General features: G+C 66.7%; 12 protein-coding genes. 2 read left to right on the forward strand and 10 right to left on the reverse strand.

The features are described 5' to 3' along the window. Window positions 1–7 precede the first annotated feature (7 nt). The 9 genes from VE759_RS18170 to VE759_RS18210 all read right to left on the reverse strand — a co-directional run bounded on the left by VE759_RS18170 (window position 8) and on the right by VE759_RS18210 (window position 9,978). Complete coding sequence (locus VE759_RS18170) at window positions 8–586, reverse strand: DUF177 domain-containing protein (protein WP_324934982.1); 579 nt, start codon at window positions 584–586, stop codon at window positions 8–10. Between the two features lie 59 nt (window positions 587–645). Further along, window positions 646–1,383, reverse strand: a complete 738-nt coding sequence (gene sepIVA / locus VE759_RS18175; protein WP_324934984.1) for a cell division protein SepIVA — start codon at window positions 1,381–1,383, stop codon at window positions 646–648. 179 nt (window positions 1,384–1,562) lie between these two features. After that, window positions 1,563–2,129 (reverse strand): hemerythrin domain-containing protein, encoded by a 567-nt coding sequence (locus tag VE759_RS18180; RefSeq protein WP_324934986.1) that lies wholly within the window; start codon window positions 2,127–2,129, stop codon window positions 1,563–1,565. A 100-nt stretch (window positions 2,130–2,229) separates the two neighbouring features. After that, a complete protein-coding gene (gene coaD, locus VE759_RS18185) occupies window positions 2,230–2,709 on the reverse strand; it encodes a pantetheine-phosphate adenylyltransferase (RefSeq protein WP_324934988.1) in 480 nt (159 codons plus the stop codon). Window positions 2,710–2,833: 124 nt separating this feature from the next. After that, entirely contained in the window at window positions 2,834–4,411 is a 1,578-nt protein-coding gene (locus VE759_RS18190; RefSeq protein ID WP_324934990.1) for an FAD-dependent monooxygenase, read from the reverse strand. Window positions 4,412–4,597: 186 nt separating this feature from the next. After that, on the reverse strand, window positions 4,598–5,161 hold the full coding sequence (rsmD, locus tag VE759_RS18195) for a 16S rRNA (guanine(966)-N(2))-methyltransferase RsmD (protein ID WP_324935009.1): 564 nt from the start codon (window positions 5,159–5,161) through the stop codon (window positions 4,598–4,600). Then, window positions 5,158–8,541 (reverse strand): pyruvate carboxylase, encoded by a 3,384-nt coding sequence (locus VE759_RS18200; protein WP_324934991.1) that lies wholly within the window; start codon window positions 8,539–8,541, stop codon window positions 5,158–5,160. The genes rsmD and VE759_RS18200 overlap by 4 nt, the downstream gene beginning before the upstream one ends. Next, on the reverse strand, window positions 8,541–9,194 hold the full coding sequence (locus VE759_RS18205) for a vitamin K epoxide reductase family protein (protein ID WP_324934993.1): 654 nt from the start codon (window positions 9,192–9,194) through the stop codon (window positions 8,541–8,543). Before VE759_RS18205 ends, VE759_RS18200 begins: the two co-directional genes overlap by 1 nt. 19 nt (window positions 9,195–9,213) lie before the next feature. Beyond that, on the reverse strand, window positions 9,214–9,978 hold the full coding sequence (locus VE759_RS18210; RefSeq protein WP_324934995.1) for a DsbA family protein: 765 nt from the start codon (window positions 9,976–9,978) through the stop codon (window positions 9,214–9,216). Window positions 9,979–10,174: 196 nt separating this feature from the next. Here VE759_RS18210 and VE759_RS18215 point away from each other — a divergent pair, with 196 nt between their 5' ends. Together VE759_RS18215 and VE759_RS18220 are read left to right on the forward strand one after the other, a co-directional pair. Next, window positions 10,175–11,020: an aldo/keto reductase gene (locus VE759_RS18215; protein ID WP_324934996.1), complete on the forward strand. Its 846-nt coding sequence runs from the start codon at window positions 10,175–10,177 to the stop codon at window positions 11,018–11,020. 1 nt (window position 11,021) lies between these two features. Next, window positions 11,022–11,864 carry an aldo/keto reductase gene (locus VE759_RS18220; protein ID WP_324934998.1) on the forward strand — a complete coding sequence of 281 codons (843 nt, stop codon included), beginning with the start codon at window positions 11,022–11,024 and terminating at the stop codon, window positions 11,862–11,864. Window positions 11,865–11,899: 35 nt separating this feature from the next. On the opposite strand, the gene VE759_RS18225 is transcribed toward VE759_RS18220, so the two are convergent. Further along, window positions 11,900–12,674: TerC/Alx family metal homeostasis membrane protein (locus tag VE759_RS18225; protein WP_324934999.1), on the reverse strand; the 775-nt coding region annotated here is incomplete at its 5' end.

Genomic DNA, 12,674 nt, shown 5'->3' on the forward strand with positions numbered 1-12,674 from the left:
CCTTCGGTCACCCGTCACCTCGCGGTGCTTCGAACATGTCCGCTAGTTTGGCCCATCGCGGATCGATCAGCTCATGGTGGTGCCCCGGTTCGGCCTCGGCCAGCGGCACGCCGCACCGCGGGCACAGCCCGGGGCAGTCAGCCCCGCAGAGCGGGGCGAACGGCAAAGCCAGGCCGACGGCATCGATGATCGGCTGCTCGAGGTCGACGGTGTCGTCGACGACGTGGCCGACCTCGTCCTCCTCGGTGGTCTGTTCCGTCGCACTGTCCGGATAGGCGAACAGCTCGGTCAAGCCGATCTCGACGTGCCCGCTGATCGGCGTCAGGCAGCGCGAACACTCGCCCGTCGTCGGCGCCGACACCGTGCCCGTCACCAGCACGCCCTCGGAGACGGACTCGAATCGCAGATCCAGGTCAAGGGGCGCACCCTCGCCGATTCCAATCAGGTCCAGACCGATGCGCGACGGGGTGGGGACCGTCTCCCGGACGGTCAGCATCGCTCCGGGGCGACGGCCGAGCCGAGAAACATCGAAGGTCAGCGGTGACCGGGGGTTACGGTGGGCCGCCGCGCGGGATCGCGTGGCCATGTCTTCATCGTAGGGCGGCAGCCATCCCGGGACGGGGACCGGGACGGTCGCGGCGGCGCTCAGCGGTGCGCGTAGTCGTGCGTGCCCGCCGCCGTGCGCAGCTGATGGCGCCCGCGGCTGACCGAACGAAGCGTGCCGTTGAGATAATCCTCGAACTCGGCGAGCTTGCTGTCGACGTAGATGTCGCACTCGCCACGCAGCCGGTCCGCCTCGGCGTGGGCGGCGTCGATCATCCGGGTCGCCTCGGCGGTGGCCGACTGCACCACCTCGGTCTGCGACACCAGCCGCTGCTGTTCCTTGATGCCCTCCTGGACGGCCTTCTCGTAGGAAATGTTGCCGTTCTCGATCAGGCGGTCCGCCTCGGCCTTTGCTCGGGTCGTCAGGATCTCGTATTCGCGCTTGGCGGTCGCGCTGACGCGCGACGCCTCGTTACGGGCGTCGCCAACCATCTGCTCGCAGTGTGCACGGGCCTCGGCGACCATCCGATCGGCCTGCGACTTGGCGTCGGCCAGCAGCCGGTCCGCCTCGGCGCGGGCATGGCCCAGCACCGACTCGGCCTCGGCGGTCGCCGTCGACACCATCGACTCCGAATGCTGCTTGGCGTCGCGCAGCAGCGCCTCGCGGGCGTCGAGGACGTCCTGCGCATCGTCGAGCTCGCCGGGGATCGCGTCCTTGATGTCGTCGATCAGCTCAAGGACGTCGCCGCGCGGCACCACACAGCCCGCCGTCATCGGCAGGCCGCGGGCTTCTTCGACTATCGAGCCCAGTTCGTCGAGCGCTTCAAAGACTCGGTACACGGCAACACCCCTCCAGGCGTAGTTCTTGTGACCAGTGTGCCTGGTGTGGCTGCTGTGACTGGGGACCCGCGTCGGTGTGTCGGCTGCCTGGCACGTGCCAAGAATGGCCCACCCTTTCGGATAGGTAAACCGCAGGCGGCCAGCCTTCGCGCCGCGGGCCGGCCACCGGGCACAAGCCGTTACCGCAGGGCCGCCTGGATCGCGTCGCGGGCGCGGTCGAGCATCGACGCAAACGGGCCGACAGCGAGGTTTGCCTTCGCGGACTCGACTCCGGGATGGGGCCGGGTGGGCGCAATCGCCTCGGCCGCGCGGACCGCGTCGGTCATGCGCTTGAGGTCCTGCTCGCCGACTGCACCGTGCAGCTTGTCGAACTCCTCGTTCTCCTCATGGTTGGCGTGGTCGATCACATCGCGCTCGAACTTGGCCAGCGCGTCGACGAACTGCGGCGAGCCGGTGTCCATGCTTTCAATCTTGGACAGCTGCTGCTTGGCCTCGTTCTCCTCCTTCAGCCTGGCCTCGACGAGTTCGTTGCCGCCCTCGATTGCGTTGCGCGCCTTGGGATGCACGACCATCTCCTCGGCGGTTTCATGCACGGCCAGCAGCGAGCGTAGCTCGAAGAATGCCTTTTCGCGCTGGTCCTTGTCCGAGGCGTTGATGGTCTCGGTGAACAGTTCCTTGATCCGGTTGTGCTGTTGCTTGAGAAAGGCGACGACGTCCTCGGTCGTCTTGCCCGATGCTTCGGTCACGACGGACTACCTCCCCTTGGGTCTGGGAATTATGAACGGGCGCTCGGCTGAAGCGCCGCTACACCCAAATACCCGCAGCGTGCGGCTACCTAAACGCGGCTCAGCGACCGCGCAGTTTTTCCCGCATCCGCCGGTTGACCGATTCGGGCAGCAGGCCGGAAACGTCGCCGCCGAGCGTCGCGACCTCCTTGGCCAGCGACGAGGAGACATAGGAATACCGCGGTGTGGTCGCCACGAAGAAGGTGTCCACGCCGGCGATGTGCTTGTTCATCTGCGCCATCTGCAGCTCGTATTCGAAGTCGGTGCCGGTACGCAGGCCCTTGATGATCGCGGTCAGCCCGTGCGACCTGGCCAGGTCGACCACCAGCCCCTCGCCGGACTCCACCCGCAGGTTCGGCAGGTGCTCGGTGCACTCCTCGATCATTGCGATCCGCTCGTCGACGCCGAACATGCCCTGCTTGGCGGGATTGACCAAAACGGCGACCACGACGTCGTCGAACTGAGCGGCGGCCCGCTCGAAGATGTCGACGTGACCGAGCGTCACCGGGTCGAACGACCCAGGACAGACCGCGCCACTCATGGGTGCAGACGCTAGCAGGGCGGCGCGCCGAGGCACTTTCCGCCGCGCGGGGTGCCCGCGAAGCCGTTTGCTGCTGAGTGGTGGCTGGGCGCATCGAGGTCGGCATCTCGACAAACCAGAGTGATCAGTTCTCACGGCGGGGAGTCGAGCCGGTGATTGTGGTGAGGGCTTGGTGGAGGGTGGAGTCGCCGGGTGGGCGGTCGCTCCAGCGTGCGCCGATGTGGCCGTCGGGTCGGACGAGTAGCGCACCGTGTGGGCCGAGGCCGCAGAGGTCGGCGTGTTCGTTGGGGAGGGTCTCGATGTGTAGCGGCGATTCCGCGGTGGTTTGTTGCTCCCAGCCGGCGGGGTCTGGGGTGAGCAGCGTGAACCACTCGCCGAGGGCGTCGAGCGTGGAGCGGTTGGGTGTGAGCCAGAGGTGGGGCATGCGGTGGCCTGGCTTTGCGGTGGGGACATAGTCGGTGCCAATGTCGGATACCTCGGGTGGGGTGCTGTCGTCGGTGAGGACGGCGTCGGAGTGGTAAGCGACGCCGAGCACCAGACCGAGTTGGGCGAAATACCGCTCCGACCAGGGCAATTCGACCTGGGCCGGCGCTGCCTCGCTGTTTAGCTGCTGGTCGCGCCGGGTGTTTTGTACGCGGAGCAGCAGTTGGGTGTTGGCCACCGTTTGACGGAGCGTCTCGTAGGCGACGGGTTGTCGTTCCGTCTCATAGGATTCCAACAGGCTTGGTCGGGCCCACCCGTGGAGAACACCTGCGAGTTTCCAGCACAGGTTGTGCACATCGGCGATGCCGGTGTTCATGCCAAGGCCACCGACGATGGGGACCGCGTGCGCGGCATCGCCGGTCAGCAGGATCCGGCCGTGGCGGAAGCGTTCGGCGACGAACGCGTTCATCACCCAGTGCTGAACCCGCAACACGTCGGTTTGGACGTTGCTGTCCGGGCCGAGGGCGCGCGAGACGAGGTCGGGCCAGTCGGCGCGCGCCGCGTCTTCGGGTGTGGCGACGAACCAGGCCCAGCCTCGTTCGGGGTAGAGCGGTGCGAATAATCCATGGGCGGTGAAGTAGACCCCGGCGGGTTGATTGGCGCACCAGCGGTGAAGGTCGGCATCGAACACGACGGTGGTGAAGTCCCCCAACGCCCCAGGGCCGGTGGTGTCGATTCCCAGCTGTTGGCGGACAGTGGAATTCGCACCGTCGGCGGCGAGCACATAACGGGCACGGATGCGGGTGTGTTCACCGCGTTGGTGGTCGACGAGTAAGGCAACGACACTATCGGTCTCTTCGGCCAGGTCGATAAGCTCGACCCCGAACCGCACTCGTGCGTCTGCTCCGGCGAGCAGGGTGGGTTCCAACCGATCCTGCGAGGTGACCACACCGATCACGGGGCTTTCCGGTATCGGCGCATTGATCCCGACCATCGCCGCTGTGGCAAAGTCGCGGTCAAGCAGGGTGTCGCGGAAGCGGACGCGGCCATACTCCGGCGCGAACCCGCGGGCCGTGATCTCGGCGGCGAGCCCGAGCTGGCGATAGATCTCCATCGAACGCGCGTTGATCAGCCGCGACCGCGGAAAGGGTGACAGCTCGCGCTGTTTCTCGACCAGCATTGTCGTCAGCCCCCAGCGTTCCAGTAGCGCTCGGGCGGTCAGGCCGACTGGCCCGGCACCGACGATCAGAACTGCCACCTCGGCGTCTGCGACGGGCATGTCGGGCTCCTCCTGCGTGGTGTCTGGGCACTCGTCGGGAACGCGCGGCCGAAATCTGCGGTACCGACCATCGCAGCCACGTTCGCGAGATGGCCTTCCCGGGGAGGTTAAAGCCGCCGGTCCCGGGGGCGCAATGATGGCTATCGAGCGTCGACACCACCCGGCGGATCCCCGACCTGCCCTGAGTCAGGGCCGATTACCGGCATCGGCGATCTCCAGACGGGTATCGCCATAGCGGCGAGTTCGCCACGCGCTCCAGTCCCGTGGCCACCTCAGCGGCGGGCCGGCGACCCCGCGCTCGACCACCACGACGGTGCCTTGCCTGGTGAAACCACCGGCGGCCAACGCGTCGAGCACCCGCTCGACCTCCGCGGTGTCGACGTCGTACGGCGGGTCGGCCAGCACCAGGTCGACTGGGCGCTCGGCGTCGCCCCTGAGCACCACGGCGACCGGTCGGGTCAACACCGTGGCCCCGGTCAGTCCGAGGGCGTCGACATTGCGCCGGATCGCCTCCGCGGCGCGCGAATCCGACTCGACGAACGTTACGTCGGCCGCTCCGCGCGACAACGCTTCCAGGCCCAAGGCACCGGAGCCGGCGTACAGATCGAGCACCGCCATTCCGTCGAAGTCCATTCGGGCGGCCAGCAGATTGAACAATGCCTCACGGACCCGGTCAGAGGTCGGCCGTGTTCCCTTCGGCGGCACCGTGATTCGTCGACCACCGGCGCTGCCGCCGATGATCCGGGTCAGGCGACCACCATCAACAGATCGCCGCCCTCGACCTGAGCGGTCTCCGAAACCGCCACGCGCACAACATTCCCCGCCTTGGGCACGGTGATCGCCGCTTCCATCTTCATGGCTTCGATGGTCGCGACGGTCTGACCCGCGTCGACCTCGTCGCCCTCGGAGACGCCGACCGTTACGACCCCGGCGAACGGCGCGGCGATGTGGTCGGGATTGTTGCGGTCGGCCTTTTCGGCGGTCGGCACCGCACTGGCCACGCTGCGGTCGCGGACCAGCACGGGGCGCAGCTGGCCGTTGAGGATGCACATCACGGTGCGCATGCCGCGTTCGTCGGGATCGGAGACGGCCTCCAACCCGATCAGCAGCTCGACGCCGCGTTCCAGTCGCACCCGGTGCTCCTCACCGTGTCGCAGGCCGTAGAAGAACTGGTTGGCAGACAGACTCGACGTGTCGCCGTAGAGGTCACGGTGTGCTTCGAATTCCTTTGTGGGACCCGGGAAGAGCAGCCGATTGAGCGTCGCTTGCCGCTTGGATCCCGGGATCTCGAGCGCTGCTTCGTCGTCCGGGCCGAGATCGCCCTGCGGCTTGGCCGGCGGACGGCCGTCAAGTGCCTTGGTGCGCAACGGCTCCGGCCAGCCGCCGGGCGGATCGCCCAGCTCGCCGCGCAGGAACCCGATCACCGAATCGGGGATGTCGAACCGGGCGGGGTCCGCGGCGAATTCGTCGGCGCTGACACCAGCGCCGACCAGCGCAAGCGCGAGATCGCCGACCACCTTTGATGACGGCGTCACCTTGACCAGTCTGCCGAGGATACGGTTGGCTGCGGCGTAACTCGTCTCGATCTCCTCGAACCGGTCAGCCAGCCCGAGCGCGATGGCCTGCTGACGCAGATTGGACAGCTGCCCGCCCGGGATCTCGTGGCTGTACACCCGGCCGGTCGGCGCGGGCACCCCGGATTCGAACGGCGCGTAAACCTTTCGCAGCGCCTCCCAATACGGCTCCAGATCGCATACGGCGGTGAGAGAAAGACCGGTGTCGTATTCGGTGTGCGCGGCGGCGGCGACGATCGACGACAACGCGGGCTGACTGGTCGTGCCCGCGAGCGGCGCGGCCGCGCCGTCGACCGCGTTCGCCCCGGCGTGCCAGGCCGCCAGATACGTGGCCAGCTGTCCTCCCGGCGTGTCGTGAGTGTGCACGTGCACGGGCAGGTCGAACCGGCTGCGGAGCGCGCCGACCAATGCCGTTGCTGCCGGGGCACGCAGCAGCCCGGCCATGTCCTTGATCGCGAGCACGTGCGCACCGGCGTCGACGATCTGCTCGGCCAGCTTCAGGTAATAATCGAGCGTGTACAGGTTTTCCTGCGGGTCGGACAGGTCGCCGGTGTAGCTCATCGCCACTTCGGCTATCGCCGTTCCTGTTTCGCGAACCGCGTCGATCGCGGGCCGCATCGACTCGATGTTGTTGAGCGCATCGAAGATGCGGTAGATGTCGATGCCCGTGGCGGTTGCCTCTTCGATGAATGCCTTGGTCACCTGTTCCGGGTACGGCGTGTAGCCGACTGTGTTGCGGCCTCGCAAAAGCATCTGCAGGCAGATGTTGGGCACCGCCGCACGCAATGCGGCCAGCCGCTCCCACGGGTCTTCCTTCAGGAACCGAAGCGCCACATCGTAAGTCGCGCCGCCCCAGCATTCGATGGACAGCAGCTGCGAGGTCATCCGCGCGACGTACGGCGCCACGGACAGCAATCCGGTGCTGCGCAGCCGGGTGGCCAGCAGCGACTGGTGCGCGTCGCGGAAGGTGGTGTCGGTGACCCCGACGGCCTTGTCGTCGCGCATCCAGCGGGCGAAGCCCTCCGGGCCCAGCTCCATCAGCCGCTGTTTGGACCCGGACGGCGGCGGGGCCGACAGGTCGATGGGCGGCAGCTTGTCGTGCGGGTACACCGCCGACGGCCGTGGGCCGTGCGGCTGGTTGACGGTGACGTCGGCCAGATAGTTCAGGATTTTCGTGCCGCGGTCGGCCGGCGTGCGGGCGGTCAGCAGATAGGGGCGTTCGTCGATGAACGACGTGTTGATCCGTCCGGCGCGGAAATCCGAGTCGGTGACGACCGCGAGCAGGAATCCGATGTTCGTCGACACCCCGCGAATGCGGAATTCCGCGAGCGCTCGACGGGCCCGGGCCACCGCCTCGGAAAAGTCCCGCCCGCGGCAGGTCAGCTTGACCAGCATCGAGTCGAAATGAGCGCTGATCTCGGCGCCCAGATTCGCCGCGCCGTCCAACCTGATGCCGGCACCGCCGGCCGACCGGTAGCCGGTGATGCGGCCGGTGTCCGGCCGGAACCCATTGGTCGGGTCTTCGGTGGTGATCCGGCACTGCAACGCCGCGCCGCGCACCTGCAGTGCGTCTTGCCGCAGCCCGAGATCCTCGAGTGATTCGCCGTCGGCGATGCGCATCTGGCTGGCGACGAGGTCGACGTCGGTGATCTCCTCGGTGACCGTGTGCTCGACCTGGATGCGCGGGTTCATCTCGATGAACACGTAGTGGCCGCGCTCGTCGAGCAGGAACTCGACGGTGCCCGCGTAGGTGTAGGTGATGTGCCGGGCGAACGCGACCGCGTCGGCGCAGATCCGCTCGCGCAGCGCGGCGGGAAGGTTGGGCGCGGGCGCCAGCTCGATCACCTTCTGGTGGCGGCGCTGCAGGCTGCAGTCGCGCTCGAACAGGTGCATCACGTTGCCGTGGGTGTCGGCCAGGATCTGCACCTCGATGTGGCGGGGGTTGCGCACCGCTTCCTCGAGATAGACCATCGGGTCCCCGAACGCCGACTCGGCCTCCCGACTGGCGGCCTCGATCGCCTCTGGCAGCGAGTCGGGGTCGGTGACCCGGCGCATGCCGCGCCCGCCGCCGCCGGACACCGCCTTGACGAACAGCGGAAACTGCATGGTGTCGGACGCCGCGAGCAGTTCGTCCACCGTCGACGAGGGCGGCGAGGAGTTCAGCACCGGCAGCCCGGCGGCGCGGGCCTCGGCGATGGCACGGGACTTGTTGCCGGTCAGCTTCAGGATTTCGGCGTTGGGTCCGATGAACGTGATGCCGGCAGCCGCGCACGCGGAGGCCAGCTCGGGGTTCTCGGACAAGAAGCCGTATCCGGGATAGATGGCGTCGGCGCCGGCGCGGCGCGCGGTCGACACGATCTCGTCGACCGACAGGTAGGCCCGCACCGGGTGGCCCTTCTCGCCGATCTGGTAGGACTCGTCAGCCTTCAGCCGGTGCTGGGAGTTGCGGTCCTCGTACGGATAGACGGCCACCGTCGTGATGCCCAATTCGTAGGCGGCGCGGAACGCGCGGATCGCAATCTCGCCGCGGTTGGCGACCAGGACTTTTGAGATCACTAGATAAGGGTCGACCAGTAATTCCAGAACCGCACCAAGATGAGCAGAATTAGCGTGGTGAACCACAGCGCGGTAATCGACCACCGCCATTGGTAAAGCACCCGCAGGACCCCGCGGTCAAGAACCGGTTGCAGCGCGATCGACGACACCACCACGAGCAACGGGATCGTCACCGCCCAGACCACCATGCAGTACGGGCAGAGTGCGCCGATGCGGTAGAGGCTCTGAAAGATCAGCCAGTGAACGAACCCGGCGCCCGCCAGTGTTCCGATCGCCAGCCCCACCCAATACCAGCGCGGCAGCTCGACCTTCGCGACCGCGAGCACACCGGTGACCACGACCACAGTGAACGAGACGATGCCGATCAGCGGGTTCGGAAAACCAAATGCTTCCGCCTGCGGGGTGACCATCACCGACCCGCAGGACAGCACCGGGTTGATGCTGCACGACGGCCGGTACGACGGGTCGATCAGAATCTTGATCTTGTCGATGGTCAGCGTTACCGAAGCGGCGAGTCCGGCCACGCCGGCGATGAGCACCCACCACGCACTCGCGGGCCGCACCCGGGCGCGCCCGCCGGCCGCCTGGGGGCTGTCGGGCGGCTCCGCCGACTCCGGCGTGGGAGTGCCCAACGCCGGTCCCGCGGCGGTCATGACGCCGGTCCCGCGGCGGTCATGGCGCCGGTGCCGGCGCCGGCGCGTCGAGCCCGGGAACATTGCCGACAATCGATTTGATCTTGCCCACCAGCACGTCGGGTGTCGTCTGCTGGGTGATCGGGAAGTCCTGCCCGTTGATCTTGATCGTCGGCGTCGCGGTGATCTTGGTGGCCTCGGCCATGCCCTGCACCATCGGGACGTACTTGCCGCTGTTGATGCAGTCGGAGACGCTACCCGCGGCCCCGGCCTGACGAGCGACCTCGATCAGCCGCGCATTGTCGGGATAGCTAGGCGAGGTCTCGGGGGGCTGCATTGCGAACAGTGCTGCGTGGAATCGCCGGAACGCGTCGGTCGACACGTCGGCGACGCAATAGGCCGCGGCACCGGCGCGCGACGAATAGTTGTTGTTCCGCGGTGAGTCGAGGATGCCCACCATGTAGTAGTCGGCGGCGACGGCGCCGGTGTCGATTAGTTGGCTGATCGACGCGCCGAACTGCTTCTCGAACTCGCCGCAGTGCGGGCACAGGAAGTCCTCGTACATCGACAGCACGGCCTTGGGTTCGCTGCTGCCGGGCTTGGTGATCAGCTTGCTCGACGTGACGCGGATCGCCTTCGCCTGGCCCGCGGCGACCTTCTTGTCGTGTGAGAGCACGATGTAGAGCACCAGACCCACCGCGAAGACCACCACGATCGCGGTCAATCCGAGCTGGATGAGCAGATTGCGGCGGCGGTCCTGCTTCTTCAGGTCATAGCGAACCGGACGTTTGGAGTTGGCGGCCACGGCCCACAGCCTACCGGCGTGGCCGTGCGCGCTGACCTCACCGGTAGCCAGGCGCCCGCGGCACGTCGCAAAGCAACGGCGATGTCGGCCGGCGTCCGATCCAAACACTTTGCAGGTGAACCCTTCCGGCCGAGCCGGAAGGGTCGGCTACCTTCTATCGGGTGAGCGCCCGTCGACCGCTGGCAGACTTGTCGCCATGGCTGCACCCACGATCGCGCTCAATGACCGCAATTCGATCCCGAGCGTCGGGCTCGGCACGTGGCAGACACCGCCGGAAGTCACCGAGCGGGCCGTCGCCGCGGCGCTGACGGCCGGCTACCGGCACATCGACACGGCCGCGGGATACGGCAACGAGCGCGAGGTCGGCAAGGCCGTCAGGGACTCCGGGCTGCCGCGGGAGGACGTGTTCATCGTCACCAAGCTGTGGAACTCAGACCAGGGTTACGACAACACCATGGCGGCGTTCGAACACAGCGCCGAGCGGCTCGGCGTCAACCAGCCGGACAACTACCTCGACCTGTATCTGATCCACTGGCCGGTGCCGGCGCTCGGCGAGTTCGTCGACACCTTCCGCGCCTTCGCCGCACTGCACGACCTCGGCAGGATCAAGTCCATCGGGGTGTCGAATTTCGAGCCGGAACACCTGACCACGCTGATCGACGCGACGGGCATCGTGCCCGCGGTCAACCAGATCGAACTGCACCCGCTGCTGCCGCAAACCGAGCTGCGCGAAATGCACGCAAAGCTCGGCATCGCGACCGAGGCGTGGAGCCCGCTGGGGCAGGGTTCACTGCTGCAAAACCCGACGATCACCGGGATCGCCGACGCGCACGGCAAGTCCCCGGCGCAGGTCCTGATCCGGTGGCATCTGCAGCTGGGTAACATCGTGATCCCCAAGTCGGTGAATCCTGAACGGATTGTGAGCAACTTCGACGTGTTCGATTTCGAGCTGAGCGGTGACGACATGGCGTCGATAGCCTCGCTCGAGAACGGCACCCGACTGGGTCCCGATCCACGCAGTTTCAACTTCACGGGCAGGTGAAATGACGCCGACGCCGGCTGTTCCGACGATCCCCCTCAACGACGGCCACTCGATTCCCGCAGTGGGCCTGGGTGTCGCCGAAATATCGGACGATCAAGCCGAACGCGCGGTCGCGACCGCGCTGGATGCCGGCTACCGACTGATCGACACCGCGGCCGCCTATGGCAACGAGGCGGCCGTCGGTCGGGCGATCGCCGTGTCGGGCATTCCGCGGTCGGAGTTGTTCGTGACGACCAAGGTGGCCACCGCGGACCAGGGTTTCACCACCACCCAGGAGGCGCTGCACAAAAGCCTCGAGCGGCTCGGGCTGGACTACGTGGACCTGTACCTGGTGCACTGGCCCGCCGCGCAGCTCGGCAAGTTCGTCGACACCTACGGCGCACTTCTGGTGCTGCAGGGGAAGGGGCAGGTCCGGTCGATCGGGGTGTCCAACTTCCTGGAAGACCACATCAACACGATCGTCGAACTCACCTACCACACCCCGGCGGTCAACCAGATCGAGCTGCATCCGCTGCTGAATCAGGCCAGCCTGCGGGAACTGCACGCCAAACACGGAATTGTGACCGAGGCCTACAGCCCGCTCGGCCTCGGCAAGCTGCTCGACCATCCGGCCGTGGTGGCTGTTGCGGACGCCCACGGCAAGACGCCAGCGCAGGTGCTGATTCGCTGGAATCTGCAGCTTGGTGACGTCGTCATCCCCAAGTCGGCGACCCCGGAGCGGATCGTCGGCAATGTCGATGTGTTCGACTTCGAATTGACCGACGACGAGATGGGATCGCTGAACGCGCTGAACGACGGCACCCGGGTTCGGGGTCAGGACCCGGCGACCTACACCGGCACGTAGGCCATCGCGGATTCGGGCGGCCGTGTCTGTGGTCGCTAGTTCCGCTCGGCCGGAATCGGTTTGCGCGTCTTGTCGACGGCGCGGGTCTTGTAAAGGCTGGCCGCGGTGGTGATGGCTAGGGTGACCACGATGACCGCGAGGCTGAGCAGTGTCGGGATCTGCGGGACGTCGACGTGCTCGCCACTGTTGATGAACGGCACCTGGTTCTCGTGCAGCGCGTGCAGGACAAGCTTGACGCCGATGAAGAACAAGACGAACGCCAGGCCTTGCGAGAGGTAGACCAGCCGCTGCAGCAGGCGGCCGAGCAGGAAGTAAAGCTGCCGAAGACCCATCAATGCGAACACGTTGGCGGTGAACACCAGGTAGGGCTCGCGGGTGAGCCCGTAGATCGCGGGAATGGAGTCCAAGGCAAAGAGCAGGTCGGTGGCTCCCAGCGCCACGATGACGAGGAACATCGGCGTCATCAACCGGTTGGAGCCTTGTTTGATGTACAGCTTGAGACCGTCCCACCGGTCGGTGGCGCGCAGGTGGCTGCGGGCAAACCGCACCACGGTGTTGTCTGCTTCGTGGTGTTCGGTGTCGCGGGCGAGATTGATCGCCATGTAAACCAGGAACAGCCCGAACACGTAGAAGATCCACGAAAACTGTTGAATGGCGATCGCGCCCAGTCCGATCAGCACGCCACGGAAGACCAGCGCGAGCACGATGCCGACCATCAGCGCCTGCTGCTGGTACTTTTTCGGCACGTTGAAGCTGGCCATGATGAGGATGAAGACGAACAGGTTGTCGACCGACAAGCTGTATTCGGTG

It is taken from the genome of Mycobacterium sp., assembly GCF_035640695.1.
In the GTDB taxonomy this organism is placed as follows: Bacteria; Actinomycetota; Actinomycetes; order Mycobacteriales; family Mycobacteriaceae; genus Mycobacterium.